This is a genomic window from Pseudaestuariivita atlantica, assembly GCF_001205715.1.
Classification (GTDB): Bacteria; Pseudomonadota; Alphaproteobacteria; order Rhodobacterales; family Rhodobacteraceae; genus Pseudaestuariivita; species Pseudaestuariivita atlantica.
Genome location: NZ_AQQZ01000001.1, coordinates 157,327 through 175,463, shown reverse-complemented (window position 1 = coordinate 175,463; position 18,137 = coordinate 157,327). Strand labels below are relative to the sequence as shown.

Here is an 18,137-nt window from a genome sequence, read left to right as displayed (position 1 = left end):
GATGGCCGAAGAGCTGGCCGAGGCGCTGGCCCGCGACGTCATCGCCGCGCAGAAGGAACTGGGCGACGAGGAACTCGTCAACGACGTCTCGAAACTGCTCGAAGCCTCCTCGACCACCATGCAGGAAGCCTTCCTGACCGCGGCCCGCGTGCTCATCTCCGAGGAACGCGCGCGCAAGATGCTCGACCAACGCCTCGACGCGGCCCTCAAGGCGGCCCGCGCCGCGCAGGACCCACCCGCGTAGGTCGGGTGCTCGCCACCCGACACCGACCCCGGCTCAACGACGAAGGCCCGCACGTCACCGCGCGGGCCTTCGGTTTTTCAGGCAGGTAGGTCGGGTGATCTCACCCGACCCGCCCGGATCACATGTCGAACCGGCCCGCATCCATGACCTTGGTCCAGACGCGGACGAAATCGCCGACGAACTTCGCCCCGGCATCCGACGCGCCGTACACCTCTGCCAGTCCCCGCAATTGCGAGTTCGAGCCAAAGACGAGGTCCACCGCCGTGGCCGTCCAGCGCTGCTCGCCACTGTCGCGGCCCTTGCCGACATAGGTGCCGTCCGCCTCTTCCGACCAGACCGTACCCATGTCGAGCAGGTTGACGAAGAAGTCGGTCGTCAGCGCACCGGGACGGTCGGTCAGCACGCCCAGCGACGTGTTGCCGGTATTCGCCCCGATCGCGCGCATGCCGCCCACCAGCACCGTCATCTCCGGTGCCGTGAGGCCCAGAAGCTGCGCCCGGTCGATCATCAGTTCGGCCTGCGGCCGCGCCTCTTCGGTCCATGCGTGGTTGCGGAACGCGTCCGAGGTCGGCTCCAGCGGCGCGAAGCTGTCCGCGTCCGTCATCTCCTCCGTCGCATCGGTCCGGCCGGGCGTGAACGGCACCTCGATATCGTGGCCCGCCGCCTTCGCCGCCGCCTCGACACCGGCGCAGCCCGCCAGCACGATCAGGTCGGCCATCGACACCTTCTTGGCGTCACCGTCAAAGCCCGCCTTGATGCCGTCCAGCATCTCCAGCACCTGCGCCAGTTCGTCCGGGTCGTTGACCGCCCAGCCGTTCTGCGGTGCCAGCCGCACCCGCGCGCCGTTCGCGCCGCCACGGCGGTCCGACTGGCGATAGGTCCCGGCCGAGGCCCAGGCCGCCTTCACCAGCGCCGTCACCGGCAGGCCGGCATCGAGGATCTTCGCCTTCAGGCCCGCCACGTCCGACGCATCGACCAGCGCGTGATCGACCGCGGGAACCGGGTCCTGCCAGATCAGCGGCTCCGCCGGTTGCAGCTTGCCCAGACCCATATCGTAGGGGCCGCTGTCGCGGTGGGTCAGCTTGTACCACGCCTTGGCAAAGGCCTCGGCGAACTCCGCCGGGTTCGACTGGAACCGTTTCGAGATCTCGATATAGGCCGGGTCCGTCCGCAGCGCCATGTCGGCGGTGGTCATCATGATCGGCACCGTCCCGTCGAGGTCCGACGCGGGCGCGCGGTCTTCTTCTTTCAGGTTGACCGGCTGCCACTGGTTGGCCCCCGCAGGCGACTTGGTCAGCTCCCAGTCATAGCCGAAGAGCACGTCGAAATAGGACATGTCCCACGCCGTCGGCGTCGGCGTCCACGGGCCCTCGATCCCGCTGGTGATCGCGTCGCGGCCCTTGCCCGACGCATGGGTGCTGAGCCAGCCAAGGCCCATGTCGGTCAGGCCCGCGCCCTCGGGTTCCGGCCCCACCAGCCCGGCATCACCGGCACCGTGCGCCTTGCCGAAGGTGTGGCCACCGGCAACCAGCGCCACGGTTTCCTCGTCGTTCATCGCCATCCGGGCGAACGTCTCGCGGATGTCGCGGGCCGACCCCATCGGATCGGGATGCCCGTTCGGCCCCTCGGGGTTGACGTAGATCAGGCCCATCTGCACCGCGGCCAGTGGGTTGGCCAGCTCGCGGTCACCGGAATACCGCTCGTCCCCCAGCCACGTCGTCTCGGGACCCCAGTAGATGTCGTCCTCGGGTTCGTGCACGTCCTCGCGCCCACCGGCAAAGCCCCACGTCTTGAAGCCCATCGTCTCCAGCGCGACGTTCCCCGCGAGGATCATCAGGTCGGCCCATGACAGCGCCGCGCCGTATTTCGCCTTGATCGGCCACAGCAGGCGCCGCGCCTTGTCGAGGTTGCCGTTGTCCGGCCACGAGTTCAGCGGCGCGAACCGCTGCGTGCCCGACCGCGCCCCGCCGCGCCCGTCCTGGATGCGGTAGGTTCCGGCCGAGTGCCACGCCATGCGGATGAAGAACGGCCCGTAATGGCCGTAATCGGCGGGCCACCACTCCTGGCTGTCGGTCATCAGCGCGCGCAGGTCCTCGACCACACCGTCAAGGTCCAGCCCCTTGAACGCCTCGGCATAGTTGAAGGCGGCCCCGAACGGGTTCGCCTCGGCCGCGTTCTGGTGCAGGACTTTCAGGTTCAGCTGGTTCGGCCACCAATCCTGGTTCGCCGTGCTTGCGCTGTTGCGCGCGGTACCGTGCATGACCGGGCATTTGCCCTCGCCGTCCGTGGGGGATCCGTCCATCATCTTGGGCTCCTGTCGCATGTGCGTGGTTGTCGTGGGAGAGGTCGCAGGCCGCGACTCGTCTCGATGCCACCTTGTACCAGTGATTTGGAATAAGTCTAAGTTGCGTTTTCTGATATCGGCCATAAGCTGCCCTGATCATGAACCTGACCCTCAAACAGCTCCGCTACGTCGATGCGCTGGCCCGGCACCGCCATTTCGGACGCGCCGCCGATGCCTGCGCCGTGTCGCAGCCCGCCCTGTCGATGCAGATCGGCGCGCTCGAAGACACGCTCGGCCAGCCGCTGTTCGAACGCGGCCCCCGCGCCGTCCTGCCTACCCGGCTGGGAGAGACCTTCGCCGCCCGCGCCGCCGCCATCCTGCGCGCGGTCGACGACCTCGGCGACCTTGCCCGCGCCAGTTCCGAAGTGCCGGGCGGGCGGATGCGCCTTGGCGTGATCCCCACGATCGCGCCCTACCTCGTGCCGCACCTGATCCCCGCGCTGGCCCGCGCCCTGCCGGACCTCGACCTGCATATCCGCGAAACGACGACCGCGCGACTGGTGGAGGAGTTGAAGGACGGCCGCATCGACACCGCCATCCTCGCCCTGCCCTCTGGCGACCCGCTCCTGTCGGAAACGCCGCTTCTCTCCGAACATTTCGTGCTGGTCCGCCCCGACAATGCGACCGGCCCCTCTCCCACGCTCGACGACCTCGGCTCCGAACGGCTGCTGCTGCTGGAGGAAGGCCACTGCCTGCGCGACCAGGCCCTGTCCTTCTGCAGCACCGCGCGCGGTGGGGCACGCGACGGTCTCGACGGCTCCTCGCTGTCGACGCTGGTCCAGATGGTGGGGGCCGGACTGGGCATCACCCTGATCCCGGAAATGGCGATCCCCATCGAAACCCGCTCCGCCGCGGTGCGCATCAGCCGCTTCCATGGCGCGCAACCGGGCCGCGACATCGGCATGGTCTGGCGCCGCACCTCGCCGCTCGAAGACCACCTGCACCGGATCGCCGGGATCGTCCGCACCGTCGCCGAAGGCCTCCGCTCTGACTAGCCGTCAGTCCCGCGCCGCATCGAGTATCTTCCGCAACTCCGCCAGTTCCGGCACCAGTCGCGCAACCCGGTCGGGCGCGAACTCGCCCACCATCGCCTCCATGTCGGCAGAGATGTCGCGGATCGCGCGATCCCGTACGTCGCGCCCGGCCTCGGTGATCCACACGCATTTACTGCGCGCGTCTTCGGGGTTCACCCGCATCTCGATCAAGGCGCGCTTCTCCAGTCCCGCGAGCGTATGCGTCATCGACGTCTTCGGCACCTGAAACGCGCGGGCCAGACGCAGGGGCGTCTGGCCATCCTGTACCCGGATCAGGTGGTTCAGCACGCCGAAATGACTCACCAGCAACCCCTCGGGCAATCGCGCTTCCAGCACGGTGCGGCTCAGTTGCGACAGGATGCCGATCTCGTTGAAGAGCGCGAAATACAAGGGGATATCGGCGTCACGCATTCACGACCTTTGCCTCGATGGGCCAGCGCGGGCTGGGCGGCACGTCGGGCGCGAAGCCCACGCGCGCCCACATTTGCACGGTCTCTCCCGGATTGGCCAGACGTCCGTGGACGTCGGTGTAAAGCGGCGCCATCTCGGAATATTCCTGCAACGCCTGGCTGAGAGGCTGCACGCCAAGCCCGACCCGCGTCGCGGCAAGGTGAAACCGCATCCAGTCGCGCCCCGCCGCGATCTGGTCCGCGCGCGTATTGCCCTGCGTACACAGCCACACATGCCCGCCCGCGGTCGTGACGTTGGCCATCACCGCGTCATAGCCCGAGCGGAACACGATCCCCTCGGGGTCGAGCGCGGTCTCGCGCGTCAACAGCCCCAGCCGCCCCAACGCCTGGAACATCGGTCCACCGAGGTCGATCCCGTCGGGCTGGGCGTTGATCTCGGCCCGGCCAATGCGGAACACGTCCACGGATTCCCGGTAGGTGCGCGGCGTGCGCAATTCGATATCGAACGCGGCAACGCTCAGGTCGATCAACTGCCCGATCCGCTCCGGGTCATTGGTGCCGTCGAACCGCACGCCGTGCCGACCCGCTGCCAGCACCTCCGCCAGAAGCGCGTCCGGAACGATCCGCTCGGCATAGGGCTCCTTCTGCGTCCGCCGATGCGCGATCTGCGCGAAATCGGGATCGGGTTCCGCCGCACCCGCGGCAAACCGCGCGATGGCCACCGGCCGCGCATCCAGCGCCCGCGCGTCTGATCCTTCGGGAAACAGCTCTGTCGTCACCGCGTAACCCTCCTCCGCCGCCGCGATCGCCAGCGTTTCGAGGAAACAGCCAAGCCCGATCACGATCTGGCGGCTGAACGGGTCGGTGTGCGGCAACAGCTTCTCGGGATTGGCGTAAAGAACCACCGTGTCCGGTGTCCCGATATCCACCAGCCACGGCTGCTGGTTGTGCGGGTTGGGCGCAAGGATCGCCCAGCTGAGCGCCCGCAGACGCGGATCGTCATAGTCGCCCGCCAGCCGCCACGGCGCACGCGCCTGCAACGGCGGGACACCAAGCTCCACCGCGCCAGCCCCTGCCGCCAAGATCACCCCGCCCCCGACAAGGGCCAGCGTCCGCCTGCGTGTCAGTCTCGTCATGGGAACCTCTTTTGATACGATATCGCACCAATTAGTACGAATTCGTACCACTGGCAACAATAAAGTTCGATATCGTACCAAATGCCGGGTACTTGCCCCTTTATCCCGATATTGGTAAGCAAACCTAACCAATATCGAGGGTACCATGCCGGTCATCACCAATATTCAGGACCTCCAGCGCCTGCACAAACGCCGCACGCCCAAGATGTTCTACGATTACTGCGAATCCGGCAGCTGGACCGAACAGACCTTCCGCGCCAACAGCGCCGATTTCGACCGCATCCGCCTGCGCCAGCGCGTCGCCGTCGACATGACAGGCCGCTCCACCGCCACGCAGATGATCGGGCAGGACGTCGCCATGCCCGCGGCGCTCGCCCCCGTCGGCCTCACCGGCATGCAATCCGCGGATGGAGAGATCAAGGCCGCCCGCGCCGCCGCGAAATTCGGCGTCCCCTTCACGCTGTCGACCATGTCGATCTGCTCGATCGAGGACGTGGCCGAGGCCAGCCCCGCCCCCTTCTGGTTCCAGCTCTACACGATGAAGGACCTCGACTTCACCACCCGCCTGATCGAACGGGCCAAGGCTGCGGGCTGCTCGGCCCTCGTCATCACGCTTGACCTGCAGATCCTCGGCCAGCGCCACCAGGACCTCAAGAACGGCCTCTCCGCGCCGCCCAAGTTCACCCTGCCCGTGCTCGCCGACCTCGCCACCAAGTGGCGCTGGGGCATGGGCATGCTCGGCACCAAGCGCCGCCAGTTCGGCAACATCGTGGGCCATGTCGACGGCATCTCCGACACCCGCAGCCTCGGCGCATGGACGGCCGAACAATTCGACCCCCGGCTCGACTGGGACCAGGTCAAACGCCTGATGGACCTCTGGGGCGGCAAGGTGATCCTCAAGGGCATCCTCGATCCCGAAGACGCCGTGAAGGCCGCGGACACCGGTGCCGACGCCATCGTCGTGTCGAACCACGGCGGCCGCCAGCTCGACGGCGCCATGTCCTCGATCGAGGCACTCCCCGCCATCGTCGACGCCGTCGGCAACCGGACCGAGATCTGGCTCGACAGCGGCATCCGCTCCGGCCAGGATATCCTCAAAGCCCTCGCCCTTGGCGCGAAGGCCACGATGATCGGCCGTTCATGGGTCTACGGGCTGGGCGCGATGGGCGAGGCCGGCGTCACCCGCGCCCTGGAAATCCTGCACCGCGAACTCGACATGACGATGGCCCTCTGCGGCAGGCAAAAGGTCACCGAACTCGGCCGCGACATCCTCCTCCTGCCCCCCGATTTCGGACGCACCCACATCCCCGCTTCTTCTCTTTGACAAATATGTCCCCCGGAGGGCCGGCCCGCCCCACGTCCCCCGCGCGGTCAAAAAGGCCGCCGGCCCGCCACCCCGCGCCAGAATAAAGCGCGGCGCAGCCGCACATTCAGGTCACGCCCGCTCCGCCCTGCGCAGGAAGGCGAGCCAAAGCGGTACGCTGGCAAGCAGGATCGCCACGCAGATGAACGACCCCCGCAGGCCCACAGCCTCGGAGACCAGACCCATCATCGGCGGCCCGAAAAAGAAGCCGAGATAGCCGATGATCGCCACCCGGCTGATCGCCACCGTGCGCCGGTGGGCCGGAACGCGCCGCCCGACCAGCGCCAGCACCATGGGCGCGATCACGCTCACCCCCAGCCCCAGCACGGCGAAGCCGAGATAGGCCACCCACTCCGCCTGCGCCGCCGCCGCGATCAGTGCGCCCGCGCCCGCCATCAGCGCCGCCCAGAAGGTCACGGTAGCCTCGTGGAACCGCGCCACCACCGCCTGCCCCGACAACCGGCCCACCGCCATGGTCAGGCCCAGCATGGTGGGGCCCAGCGCGCCCTCGGCGGCGTTGCCGCCCAGCGACCGCTCGATATGCAGGGCCGACCAGCCCTCCGTCGCGTTCTCCGACAAAAACCCAATCAGCACGATCAGCCCGCCCCACCAGACCGCCCTTCCCATCCGGTAGCCCTCGGCATCGCCGTCATCGGCGGGCGCGTCCCGCGGCGGCTCGATCATCCACCACGCCGCCAGCGCCACCACGCCCAGCCAGATGGCGAACATCGTCTCCACCGGCACGCCCGCCTCCCGCGCAAGGCCCGAGGTGAACGCCGCCCCGGCATAGGCGACCGAGAAGAACCCGTGGTTGAGGTTCATCAGCGACGCCTGCTCGGCCCCCTCGATCCCCGCCAGCCGCGCATTCATCACCACGTCATGCAGCCCCGATGCCGCACCGGTGAAGAACAGCGCCAGCGCGAACACCCACAGCACGGGGGCCGCGACCATGAACTGCCCCGCGACCAGCAACAGCACCGCGCCCAGCGCCAGCGCCCAGCGGCCCGTCACCCGGTCGTAAAGCGGCGCGGTCAGCATCGCGCTCACCGCCCCCGCCGACCCGAACAGAAGCGCCACGCCGAACGCCCCGTCACCGGCGCCAAGGCCCGCCTTGATGTCGGGCACGTAGGCCGCGTAGGCGCCCCACAGCACGCCTTGCGCCATGAAGGCGGGCAGCGTCGCTCGGGACAGGGTGAAATCGCGTTTCCAGCTCATACCGCAGGGGTTCCACAGCCCCGCCCGCCCCGCAAGCCATCCCCGCATCAAAAAGTCTTGCCGCCCCGCACCATTTCACCCTTTTCAAACCCGCCCGACCGGTCTATTGGGCAGCCTTCACGCGGGCATACAGCCTTGGAGGATGCCCGCCCCACCAATGGAGAGACACATGGCTGGAGAAATTCCGGATCTTCACGCCCAGGAACGGACGGGGACAGGCAAGGGCGCCGCTCGTCAGGCGCGCCGCGAAGGCCGCGTTCCGGGCATCGTTTTCGGCGGGGACATCGATCCGCTGCCGATCAGCGTGCCGTTCAACGAACTGCTGAAGCGGCTCAAGGACGGACGGTTCAAATCGACCCTGTTCAACCTCAAGGTCGACGGGCACGACGACGTTCGCGTGATCTGCCGCGACGTGCAGCGCGACGTGGTCAAGGACCTGCCGACGCATATCGACCTGATGCGCCTGCGCCGCACCACCAAGATCAACCTGTTCATCCCGGTCGAATTCGTCGGCGAAGACACCGCGCCCGGCAGCCGCAAGGGCGGCGTCCTGACCGTGGTCCGCCCCGAGATCGAACTGATCGTGACCGCCGGCGACATCCCCGAGCAGATCGAGGTCGACGTCTCGGGCCTGGAAATCGGCGACACCGTGACCATCTCGGACGTGACGCTGCCGAAAGGCGCCAAGCCCACGATCGACCGCGACTTCGTGATCGCCAACATGCAGGCGCCCTCGGGCCTCGCATCGAGCGATGACGCGGACGAGGACGACGCGGAAGAAACCGCGGCAGACGAAGTGCCCGCGACCGAACAGTCCGAGGACTGATCTTCGCGTCACCCCGTCCACGCGACAGGAACACCAACGCCGCCCCGGAGCCTCCGCGGGCGGCGTTTCCTTGTCCGGGGGCCCGCGCGCGCCCCGCATTTGTGCCCGTCCTCCGCCCGGTGTATCCAGACGCCAACACATCCCAACCGGACAGGTCCCATGCGCTTGATCGTCGGTCTCGGCAATCCCGGAGCCAAATACGCCCGCAACCGGCACAATATCGGCTTCATGGCCGTCGACCGCATCGCCGACGATCACGGCTTCGGCCCGTGGCGGTCGAAATTCCAGGGGCAGGTCAGCGAAGGACGGCTCGGCACCGAAAAGGTGCTGCTGCTCAAACCCGAAACCTTCATGAACCGCTCCGGCCAGTCGGTGCAGGCCGCGGCTCAATTCTACAAGCTCGACCCCGCCGACATCACCGTCTTCCATGACGAGATCGACCTCGCCCCCGGCAAGGTCAAGGTCAAGCAGGGCGGCGGCCATGCCGGCCACAACGGCCTGCGCTCGATCCACGCCCATATCGGGGAGGGTTATGGCCGCGTCCGCCTGGGCGTCGGCCATCCCGGCCGCAAGGAGCTGGTGCCCACCTACGTGCTCAAGGACTTCCCCAAGGCCGACGAGGCCTGGCTCGACCCGCTGCTGCGGGGCATCTCGGACGGCGCGGCAGCGCTGGCATCGGGCGATGGCGGGCGCTTCATGAACGCGGTCGCGCTGCAGGTCGCCCCGCCCCGCAGTTCCACCACCCGCCCCGCCAAAAGCGAGGCGGCCACGCAAGAGGCCGACGAGCCCGCCGCCGAGGCACCCGACGCCCGCTCCCCCCTGCAAAAGCTGGTGGACAGGTTCCGGTGAACCTGAGCGACGCTTTCCGCCACCAGGCCCATGTCTGTCCGACCCTCGGCTCGCCCTTCATGGGGCGTCTCATGGCGCTCTTCGCCGACCGGCTCGCGCCCGGCGGCGCGGTGGCCGATCACCTGCTGGCATGGCCCGGCGATGTCAGCCCCGCCGCGCAATCCGTACCCCTGCGCATCGCGGGCGCGCTGCACAACCTCGTCGTTACCGGAGCCTCGCCCGACCTTTCCAGCGCCTACCCGCCCAACGCGGTCACGGATGACGCGCTCTGGTCCGCCGTAACGCAAGCGATGGAAGACCACGCACCCGCGATCCTCGCCTTCCTCGCCTCCCCGCCGCAGACGAACGAGGTGCGCCGCGCCGCCTGCCTCATCGCCGCCGGATCGGCCCTCGCCGCACGCTTCGACATGCCGATGATGCTCTCCGAACTGGGGGCCAGCGCGGGGCTGAACCTGATGTGGGACCGTTTCGCGCTCGACGCCGCCGGTACCCGGCTTGGCCCCGGTGACGCGGTTCTGACGCTCACGCCCGACTGGCGCGGGGCGGCGCCCGAAGGCGTCGCACCCCGGATCGCCGACCGGCGCGGCGTGGACCTCGCCCCCATCGACCCGCGCGCACCGCGCGATGCCGAACGGCTCCTCAGCTATCTCTGGCCGGACCAGCCCGAGCGGATCGCCCGCACCCGCGCCGCCATCTCGGTGGCCTCCGCCCCGGTCGATCAGGCGGACGCCGTCGACTGGCTGCCCGACCGGCTGGCAGCGCAGACGGACGGGCACCTGCACCTCGTCTACCACACCATCGCGTGGCAATACCTGCCCGACGCCCACCGCGCGCGGGGCGACGCGATCATCGCTGCCGCCGGCGCGCGCGCCACGCCCGACCGCCCCCTCGCCCGGCTGGGGATGGAGGCCGACGGCTCCGATCCCGGCGCCGCCATCACGCTCACGCTCTGGCCGGATGGCCAGACCCAAGACCTCGGGCGTATCGATTATCACGGACGCTGGGTGGACTGGCGCGCGCCCCTGTGGTGAGGTGAGGCATGGACAAGGATCCCGACCTCAACGTGCTGGGCGCGGCGCTTGCGCCCTGCTCGACCGACCCGATGACCGGGTTCTTCCGCGACGGGCATTGTTCCACCTGCGCCGCCGATACCGGCAGCCACACCGTCTGCGCGGTGATGACGGCGGAATTCCTCGCCTTCTCGAAATACGTGGGCAACGACCTGTCGACGCCGATGCCGCAATTCCGCTTTCCCGGCCTCAAGCCCGGCGATCACTGGTGCCTCTGCGCGGGCCGCTTCCTGCAGGCCCATGACGAAGGCTGCGCCCCGCGCGTCAACCTCGCCGCGACCCATGCCCGCGCGCTGGAAATCGTGCCACTGAACGTGCTGGAAACCCACGCGCTCGACCCGGATGGAGACGCCACATGATCCGCGCAACCTGCCTCGCGCTCGCCTGCCTCGCCACCCCGGCGCTGGCGCAGGACCTGCGGCCCGCCGACATTCCCCGCTATGAACGCAACGACTTGCTTCTGGGCAATGCCCTGCGCGGCGCGCTCAACAACGGCGCGCCCTCGGATGTCGCCCTGCTGGTCGAGGCGATGCGCGGCGGCCCCGGCCCGGTCTCCCCCGTGGGCGACTGGAAATGCCGCACGATGAAGCTGGGCGACATCCTGCCGCTCGTGGTCTACGGCAATTTCAGATGCCGCATCACCGAGGTCGAGCGCGGCCACTGGCGGCTGGAGAAACTGACCGGCTCGCAACGCACGTCGGGCGATCTGTGGGAAACCGAGGGTGCGGTGGAGTATTACGGCGTGGGCTACGTGCTGAACGGCCCCTCGGCCAGCTATGACACGCTGCCCCCCGAAAGCCAGGAACCGGTCAATCCCGGCCAGACCGTCGCCGTCATCGGCTTTTTCGAGCAGATGGGCGAGAACCGCGCGCGGCTCTTGCAGCCTGACCCGATCCTCGAATCCGACTACGACATCCTCTACCTGACGCGCTGATCGTCAGGCCGCCGCCTGCAGGCCCGGCCCCAGCAGGTCGTCGATGAACAGGCTCATCAACTGGCTGCGCCCGCTGACCCCCGCCTTGCGGTAGATCGCCGCGCATTGCGCCTTCACGGTCCCGTCCGATGTCGCCCGGATCGCTGCGATCTCGGCAATCGACAGGCCCTTGAGCGAGAAGATGGCGACGTCCCGCTCTGACGGGGTGAGCCCCCAGTCGTCGAACCTCTCGTCCATCAGTTCGGTCATCGCGCCCCGCGCGGCGCGCACCGCGTCCTCGGCACGGCGCAGGCGCATCCGGCTTTGCCGCAGGACAAGCGCCGTCGCCACGACACCAAGGATCAGCGACAGGGCCGCGCCGACCTGCACCAATTCGTACAGACGCCACGCAAGCGGCCGCCACCCGAGCAGCGCCGAAAAGATATCGACAATGAAAAAGACGGCGCTCGCCACCTGAAGCACAAGCAGGACGCCAAGCCCCAGCGGAACGGCACGGCGGCCCAGATCCGCCTCATTTATCATCGTCGTCGTCCCCGTCGTCGTCGTTATCGTCGTCGTCGGAATCGTCGTCGTTGTCGTCCTCGTCGGAATCGTCGCTGTCGTCGTCGTCACTGTCGTCGTCGTCAGGCTCATCATCGCCGCCGCTTCCGCTGCCGCTATTGCTGCTGCTTCCGCCGCCGCTTCCGCTTCCGCTGCTCACCTGTGCCTGGGAGGACCCGTTATCCTCGTCCTCGTCATCATCCCCGGCATCGTCCAGTTCGAGGTAGTCGCGCAGGATCAGGCCGTTCGTGGGGTTAAACACGATTTCCCGCTCGGCCCCCGGACGGGTCGCCACGATCCGGATCCGGCCAAGGAAGGTGCGGGACACTTCCATCCGCGTGAACCCGTCCGCCACGAGCCGCTTGATGATCAGGTCTTTCGGCGTCTCGGCCTGCGCGCCGCCGGCAAGCCCGCCCGCGATCACCGCCGCCGCTATCCATGGTGTCAGGCGCATGCCGCATCCCTCCAGCAGGTGAAGGGCGCCGGGAGGGCGCCCTTCGTTGTCCGATCCCGGAACGGATCAGTCGTTGTCGTCCTCGTCGTCGTCATCTTCGTCGTCGTCGTGGTCATCATCGTCATCTTCGTCTTCGTCATCGTCGTCTTCGTCATCGTCGTCGTCATCGTCTTCGTCGTGGTCGTCGGTGTCGTCGTTTTCGTCGTCGTCGTGGTCGTCGTCGTCTTTATCTTCATCGTGGTCGTCGTCGCCGTCATCATAGCCGCCCGAGCCGGAATCGTCAGTGCCGCTGGTGTGATCCTCGCCGTCATCGTCACCGTCATCGACGAAATCGCGGGACGTGCTTTGCACCTCGACGCCGTCGCGCAGGTCGTTCGCATCCGCCGCTTCCCATTCCTGCTTCAGGATGCTGCCGGTCGCGCGGTCATAGATGACTTCCAGCTTGCGGTCGCCGCGCACGGCCTCGACCTTGGTCTGGGTCAGGCCGTTCTTGACCTCGATCCCGGTGAAGCCCTCGGCCTGCAGGTTCTCGATCACGCGGTCAGAGAAGCTGTCGGCCATCGCGACGGACCCCGCGAGGATGATGGCGGTGGCGGTGGCGAAAATCGGTGTGCGTTTGAACATCTGTCTGGTCCCTTTTCGGTGTCACGCGCCAAAAGGGCACGTGTTGCGGGATCAGCCTGTCGCGGCGCCTGTCACCAAACCATGCGCCAAACGTTTAGGCCACCGGCGATAAACCGGTGGCCCACCCGAATAAACCTGGGTTTATGCGAAATCAGTCGCCAGCACCCATTTCGACGCCCAGCGCGGCGGCGACAGTGAAGATGTCCTTGTCGCCGCGTCCGCACATGTTCATGCAGATCAGGTGATCGGCGGGCAGGCTCGGCGCGATCTTCATCACGTGGGCCAACGCGTGGCTGGGTTCCAGCGCGGGGATGATGCCCTCCTGCTGGCAGCAGACCTGGAAGGCGTCCAGCGCCTCGCGGTCGGTGATCGAGACGTATTTCGCGCGCCCGATCTCGTGCAGCCACGAATGTTCCGGCCCGATGCCGGGATAGTCCAGCCCCGCCGATATCGAGAACCCTTCGAGGATCTGCCCGTCCTCGTCCTGCAACAGGTACGTGCGGTTGCCGTGCAGCACGCCGGGGCGGCCGCCGGTCAGCGACGCGCAATGCTCCATCTTCTCGTTCACGCCCTTGCCGCCGGCCTCGACGCCGATGATGTTGACGCTCTTGTCGTCAAGGAAGGGGTAGAACAGGCCCATCGCGTTCGACCCGCCGCCGATCGCGGCGATGATCGTGTCGGGCAAGCGGCCCTCCTGCTCCATCAGCTGGGCCTTGGCCTCCTTGCCGATGATCGACTGGAAATCGCGCACCATGGCCGGGTACGGGTGCGGGCCCGCCACCGTGCCGATACAATAGAACGTGTCGCGCACGTTCGTCACCCAGTCGCGCAGCGCGTCGTTCATCGCATCCTTCAGCGTGCCGCGGCCCGACGTGACCGGGATCACCTCGGCCCCCAAGAGCTTCATGCGGAAGACGTTGGGTTTCTGGCGTTCGACGTCATGCGCGCCCATGTAGACGACGCATTTCAACCCGAACCGCGCGCAGACGGTGGCGGTGGCGACGCCGTGCTGGCCCGCCCCGGTCTCGGCAATGATGCGGGTCTTGCCCATGCGCCGCGCCAGCAGGATCTGGCCCAGCACGTTGTTGATCTTGTGCGCGCCGGTGTGGTTCAGCTCGTCCCGCTTGAGGTAGATCTTGGCCCCGCCAAGGTAGTCGGTCAGCCGCTCGGCGAAATACATCGGGCTCGGGCGACCGACGTAATGGGTCCAGAGATCGTTCATCTCGGCCCAGAAACTGTCGTCGGTCTTGGCGTGCTCGTATTCCTTTTCCAGGTCGAGGATCAGCGGCATCAGCGTCTCGGACACGAACCGCCCGCCGAACTTGCCGAACCGGCCGTTTTCGTCCGGGCCGGTCATGAAGCTGTTGATCAGATCATCGGGCATCTGGCTTCCTCCGTTTGCGCCCCGCAGGCGTACATCGCGCCGATGCCGGGAACAAGCGGCAACGGGCGCGGCGTTTGGCCCCAAACTGCCCGCAAATGATTGCCAACCCCTGAAACCGGGCGGCAAGCGTCTTCGAAGACGCTTGCAAGCCTGTTCCAACAGGCTTGCGCCTCACTTCAGCCGGTAGATCGGTTGATCGTTGCAGATGACGATGAAATGCCCGCCGTTGCGCAGCGCCTGGAAACCGCGCCGGCGGACTTCGGCGGCAAAGGCCTCCCGCCCGACCAGTCGCTCCACGTCACGCACCTGCCGCTTGACGATCCCGCCCTTCCGCGCGGTCGCGGACGTGAACATCTGGTCAAGCCAGTCGCGGGCGGAAAGGTGCGGTGGCAGCGGCATGTGCGCACGCTGCCGGATCGCGGTTAAAGGCCGGTTAACGCCGGTGATGCGCGGCGGAGAGAAAGGCCGCGATCCGCTCGGGGTCCTTCACTCCCGGCGCGGATTCCACCCCGCTCGACACGTCAAGCTGCGCCGCACCCGTCAGCGCCAGCGCCTCCGCCGCGTTGTCGGGGGTCAGCCCGCCGGCCAGCATCCACGGCACCGCCCAGCGCCGCTGCGCGACGAGCCGCCAGTCAAAGGCCAGACCGTTGCCACCCGGCAGGTCGGCCCCCTTGGGCGGCTTGGCATCGATCAGAAGCTGGTCGGCCACCGGGGCATAGAGGTCCACGGCCTTCAGGTCATCGGCCTCGGCCACGCCCAGCGCCTTCATCACCGGCAGGCCGTAGCGCGCCTTGACCTCGGCCACGCGCTCGGGGCTTTCCGATCCGTGCAATTGCCACATGTCGATAGGCACCGTCGCGTCGATCGTGTCCAGCGTGGCATCGTCAGCATTCACCACCAGCGCGACTTTGACCACGCCGGGCGGCACCTCAACGGCCAGTTCGCGCGCCCGGTCCAGTTCCAGGTGCCGCGGCGATTTCGGGAAGAAGACGAACCCGACATAGGCCGCGCCACCCGCGACCGCGGCCTCAAGGCCCGCCGGTTCGGTCAGGCCGCAAATCTTGACGCGGGCGGCGGACATGGGGCGTGGTCAGCCGGTCTCGTCCAGAAGGGCGAGGACCTCGTCCTTGCCTTCGTTCTTCTGGGCCTTCAGGCGCTTCACCTCGCGTTCCAGCTCACGCGCCTCGCGCGCCTTGCGGCTCGCCATCGAGCGGTGCTTGATCTCGCGCAGGTACTCCCACACGAACCCGATCAGCAGGCCCGCCGCGATCCCGATGAAGATCACGAGGTACAGCGGCAGCTCGATCGAATAGGACGCCACGCCCATGCCCGGCATCTCGCGCAGGCCTTCCGGCAGCGTGTTCAGCGTGACGGTGCCGCGATTGGCCAGCGCAACGGAAATGAGAATGACGGCAAGCGCCGCCAGGAACAGGTACTTGATGTAGCGCATTGCTCCGCCTTTTTCAGTGACCGTTCAGACGGTCCCTCAACAGCTTGCCCGTTTTGAAGAAGGGCACGTGCTTTTCTTCGACCTCAACCGATTCACCCGTCCTCGGGTTCCGCCCGGTGCGCGCGTCGCGCTTCTTGACCGAAAATGCCCCGAACCCGCGCAGCTCCACGCGGTCGCCGCGGGACATGGCGTCGATGATCTCTTCGAAAATCGTGTTCACGATCCGCTCGACATCACGCTGGTACAGGTGCGGGTTTTCATCGGCAATCTTCTGAATCAATTCCGATCTGATCATCGCAGCATCCCCCCGGGCGTCGTGCTGTGCCCACGTCACAGACTATAGGGATTTGACGTTGGAACGAAAATGAAAACCCATGCAAACGCGACAAAAACTGCCGGATTTGCCGCCTGCCCGCCCCGATTTCCAGCCGGGTGAAACGGCGCATCGCCAATCTACCCAGCGCTGTCCCGCACATCACGGTTAGCGCTCGCGCCCTGATTCGCCCGCTTTGACGAAAAACGCCCCGCCCGTCGGGACGGGCGAGGCGCTTGATTGTCATGCGACATATCGCGGACGAATTACTCGTCCTTGTTCAATGCCGCGCCAAGGATATCGCCCAGCGACGCACCCGAGTCGGACGAACCGTATTGTTCCACGGCTTCCTTCTCTTCGGCGATCTCGCGCGCCTTGATCGACAGGCCCAGACGGCGGGTCTTGCTGTCGACATTGGTGACGCGCACGTCGACCTTGTCACCGACCGAGAAACGCTCGGGGCGCTGTTCGGCACGGTCACGGCTGAGGTCGCTGCGGCGGATGAAGGACTTCATGCCTTCGTATTCCACCTCGATGCCGCCATCCTCGATCGCGGTCACCTCGACGGTGACGATCGAGCCGCGCTTCACGCCGCCCACGGCGTCGGCGAACTTGTCACCGCCCACGGCCTTGATCGACAGCGAGATGCGCTCTTTCTCGACATCCACTTCCGACACCACGGCCTCGACCATGTCGCCCTTGCGGTAGTTCTGGATGGCATCCTCGCCACGCTCGTCCCACGACAGGTCGCTGAGGTGCACCATGCCGTCGATGTCGCCTTCGAGACCCACGAACAGGCCGAACTCGGTGATGTTCTTGACCTCGCCCTCGACCTGCGTGCCCTCGGGGTGCGTCTCGGCAAAGACTTCCCACGGGTTGCGCATGGTCTGCTTCAGACCCAGCGAGACGCGGCGCTTGGCACCGTCGATCTCCAGCACCATGACTTCGACTTCTTGGCTCGTCGACACGATCTTGCCGGGATGGACGTTCTTCTTGGTCCACGACATTTCCGACACGTGCACAAGGCCCTCGACGCCCGGCTCCAGCTCCACGAAGGCACCGTAATCGGTGATGTTCGTGACGCGGCCGGTATGCACCGATTCCAGCGGGTACTTGGCGGCGACCAGATCCCACGGATCTTCCTGCAGCTGCTTCATGCCCAGCGAGATGCGGTGGGTTTCCTTGTTGATCTTGATGACCTGCACCTTGATCGTCTCGCCGATCGACAGGATTTCCGACGGGTGGTTGACCCGGCGCCATGCCATGTCGGTCACGTGCAGCAGGCCGTCGACACCGCCGAGGTCCACGAAGGCCCCGTATTCGGTGATGTTCTTGACGACACCGTCCACCGCGTCGCCCTCGTTCAGCTTGCCGATGACCTCAGCGCGCTGCTCGGCGCGGGATTCTTCAAGGATCGCACGGCGCGAGACAACGATGTTGCCACGGCGGCGGTCCATTTTCAGGATCTGGAACGGCTGTTTCAGACCCATCAGCGGGCCCGCGTCGCGCACGGGGCGCACGTCAACCTGGGAGCCCGGCAGGAAGGCCACGGCACCGCCCAGATCGACGGTGAAGCCACCCTTGACCCGGCCAAAGATCGCGCCTTCGACGCGCGCGTCGTCGGCATATGCCTTTTCAAGGCGATCCCATGCTTCTTCGCGGCGGGCCATCTCGCGGCTGATGACCGCTTCGCCCCGCGCGTTTTCTGCGGCCCGCAGGTACACTTCGACCTCGTCGCCCACGGCGACGGTCGGTGCTTCACCCGGTTCCGCGAATTCCTTCAGCTCGACCCGGCCTTCCATCTTGTAGCCGACGTCGATGATGGCTTGTCCCGCTTCGATCGCGATGACCTTGCCTTTGACAACAGAGCCCTCTTCGGGCGTGTCCATTTCGAAGCTTTCGTTCAGGAGGGCTTCGAACTCCTCCATGGTTGCGTTTGCCATGTGG

General features: G+C 67.0%; 21 protein-coding genes. 8 read left to right on the top strand and 13 right to left on the bottom strand.

Annotated elements, in window-relative coordinates:
• Position 1 precedes the first annotated feature (1 nt).
• Positions 2-244: a hypothetical protein gene (locus ATO11_RS00835; RefSeq protein ID WP_050529389.1), complete on the top strand. Its 243-nt coding sequence runs from the start codon at positions 2-4 to the stop codon at positions 242-244.
• A gap of 118 nt (positions 245-362) precedes the next feature.
• Here ATO11_RS00835 and katG read toward each other — a convergent pair whose 3' ends face one another.
• Positions 363-2,546, bottom strand: coding sequence for a catalase/peroxidase HPI (katG, locus tag ATO11_RS00830; RefSeq protein WP_050529388.1), 2,184 nt, complete (start codon positions 2,544-2,546; stop codon positions 363-365).
• Between the two features lie 137 nt (positions 2,547-2,683).
• Between katG and ATO11_RS00825 the strand changes: the two genes are divergently transcribed.
• A complete protein-coding gene (locus ATO11_RS00825; RefSeq protein WP_050528940.1) occupies positions 2,684-3,583 on the top strand; it encodes a hydrogen peroxide-inducible genes activator in 900 nt (299 codons plus the stop codon).
• Positions 3,584-3,586: 3 nt separating this feature from the next.
• On the opposite strand, the gene ATO11_RS00820 is transcribed toward ATO11_RS00825, so the two are convergent.
• Together ATO11_RS00820 and ATO11_RS00815 are read right to left on the bottom strand one after the other, a co-directional pair.
• On the bottom strand, positions 3,587-4,033 hold the full coding sequence (locus ATO11_RS00820; protein ID WP_050528939.1) for a MarR family winged helix-turn-helix transcriptional regulator: 447 nt from the start codon (positions 4,031-4,033) through the stop codon (positions 3,587-3,589).
• Complete coding sequence (locus tag ATO11_RS00815) at positions 4,026-5,168, bottom strand: Acg family FMN-binding oxidoreductase (RefSeq protein WP_242601321.1); 1,143 nt, start codon at positions 5,166-5,168, stop codon at positions 4,026-4,028. Before ATO11_RS00815 ends, ATO11_RS00820 begins: the two co-directional genes overlap by 8 nt.
• A gap of 145 nt (positions 5,169-5,313) precedes the next feature.
• Between ATO11_RS00815 and ATO11_RS00810 the strand changes: the two genes are divergently transcribed.
• Positions 5,314-6,492, top strand: coding sequence for an alpha-hydroxy acid oxidase (locus tag ATO11_RS00810; protein WP_050528938.1), 1,179 nt, complete (start codon positions 5,314-5,316; stop codon positions 6,490-6,492).
• 111 nt (positions 6,493-6,603) lie between these two features.
• Here the strand turns inward: ATO11_RS00810 and ATO11_RS00805 are convergent, their stop codons facing one another.
• Positions 6,604-7,746 (bottom strand): MFS transporter, encoded by a 1,143-nt coding sequence (locus ATO11_RS00805; RefSeq protein ID WP_050528937.1) that lies wholly within the window; start codon positions 7,744-7,746, stop codon positions 6,604-6,606.
• Between the two features lie 169 nt (positions 7,747-7,915).
• On the opposite strand from ATO11_RS00805, the gene ATO11_RS00800 reads away from it, so the two are divergent.
• From ATO11_RS00800 to ATO11_RS00780, 5 genes are all read left to right on the top strand, one after another.
• A complete protein-coding gene (locus tag ATO11_RS00800; protein WP_050528936.1) occupies positions 7,916-8,572 on the top strand; it encodes a 50S ribosomal protein L25/general stress protein Ctc in 657 nt (218 codons plus the stop codon).
• Positions 8,573-8,731: 159 nt separating this feature from the next.
• Complete coding sequence (gene pth / locus ATO11_RS00795) at positions 8,732-9,421, top strand: aminoacyl-tRNA hydrolase (protein WP_050528935.1); 690 nt, start codon at positions 8,732-8,734, stop codon at positions 9,419-9,421.
• Positions 9,418-10,452 (top strand): DUF2332 domain-containing protein, encoded by a 1,035-nt coding sequence (locus tag ATO11_RS00790; RefSeq protein ID WP_050528934.1) that lies wholly within the window; start codon positions 9,418-9,420, stop codon positions 10,450-10,452. Before pth ends, ATO11_RS00790 begins: the two co-directional genes overlap by 4 nt.
• An 8-nt stretch (positions 10,453-10,460) precedes the next feature.
• A complete protein-coding gene (locus ATO11_RS00785) occupies positions 10,461-10,850 on the top strand; it encodes a DUF2237 family protein (protein WP_050528933.1) in 390 nt (129 codons plus the stop codon).
• Positions 10,847-11,425, top strand: coding sequence for a DUF4893 domain-containing protein (locus ATO11_RS00780; protein WP_050528932.1), 579 nt, complete (start codon positions 10,847-10,849; stop codon positions 11,423-11,425). Before ATO11_RS00785 ends, ATO11_RS00780 begins: the two co-directional genes overlap by 4 nt.
• Before the next feature lie 3 nt (positions 11,426-11,428).
• Here the strand turns inward: ATO11_RS00780 and ATO11_RS00775 are convergent, their stop codons facing one another.
• The 9 genes from ATO11_RS00775 to rpsA form a co-directional block, all read right to left on the bottom strand.
• Complete coding sequence (locus tag ATO11_RS00775; RefSeq protein ID WP_050528931.1) at positions 11,429-11,947, bottom strand: helix-turn-helix transcriptional regulator; 519 nt, start codon at positions 11,945-11,947, stop codon at positions 11,429-11,431.
• Positions 11,937-12,419: a hypothetical protein gene (locus ATO11_RS22275; protein WP_050528930.1), complete on the bottom strand. Its 483-nt coding sequence runs from the start codon at positions 12,417-12,419 to the stop codon at positions 11,937-11,939. The genes ATO11_RS00775 and ATO11_RS22275 overlap by 11 nt, the downstream gene beginning before the upstream one ends.
• Positions 12,420-12,485: 66 nt before the next feature.
• A complete protein-coding gene (locus tag ATO11_RS21985; RefSeq protein ID WP_050528929.1) occupies positions 12,486-13,043 on the bottom strand; it encodes a hypothetical protein in 558 nt (185 codons plus the stop codon).
• Positions 13,044-13,194: 151 nt separating this feature from the next.
• The gene (gene trpB / locus ATO11_RS00760) at positions 13,195-14,427 is read right to left on the bottom strand and encodes a tryptophan synthase subunit beta (RefSeq protein WP_050528928.1); all 1,233 of its coding nucleotides are present in this window, start codon (positions 14,425-14,427) and stop codon (positions 13,195-13,197) included.
• Between the two features lie 171 nt (positions 14,428-14,598).
• A complete protein-coding gene (locus ATO11_RS00755) occupies positions 14,599-14,826 on the bottom strand; it encodes a hypothetical protein (RefSeq protein ID WP_050528927.1) in 228 nt (75 codons plus the stop codon).
• Positions 14,827-14,860: 34 nt separating this feature from the next.
• A complete protein-coding gene (locus ATO11_RS00750; RefSeq protein ID WP_050528926.1) occupies positions 14,861-15,508 on the bottom strand; it encodes a phosphoribosylanthranilate isomerase in 648 nt (215 codons plus the stop codon).
• A gap of 9 nt (positions 15,509-15,517) precedes the next feature.
• On the bottom strand, positions 15,518-15,877 hold the full coding sequence (locus ATO11_RS00745; RefSeq protein ID WP_050528925.1) for a LapA family protein: 360 nt from the start codon (positions 15,875-15,877) through the stop codon (positions 15,518-15,520).
• A 13-nt stretch (positions 15,878-15,890) separates the two neighbouring features.
• Complete coding sequence (gene ihfB, locus ATO11_RS00740; RefSeq protein ID WP_050528924.1) at positions 15,891-16,172, bottom strand: integration host factor subunit beta; 282 nt, start codon at positions 16,170-16,172, stop codon at positions 15,891-15,893.
• Positions 16,173-16,456: 284 nt separating this feature from the next.
• On the bottom strand, positions 16,457-18,133 hold the full coding sequence (gene rpsA / locus ATO11_RS00735) for a 30S ribosomal protein S1 (protein WP_050528923.1): 1,677 nt from the start codon (positions 18,131-18,133) through the stop codon (positions 16,457-16,459).
• Between the last annotated feature and the right edge of the window lie 4 nt (positions 18,134-18,137).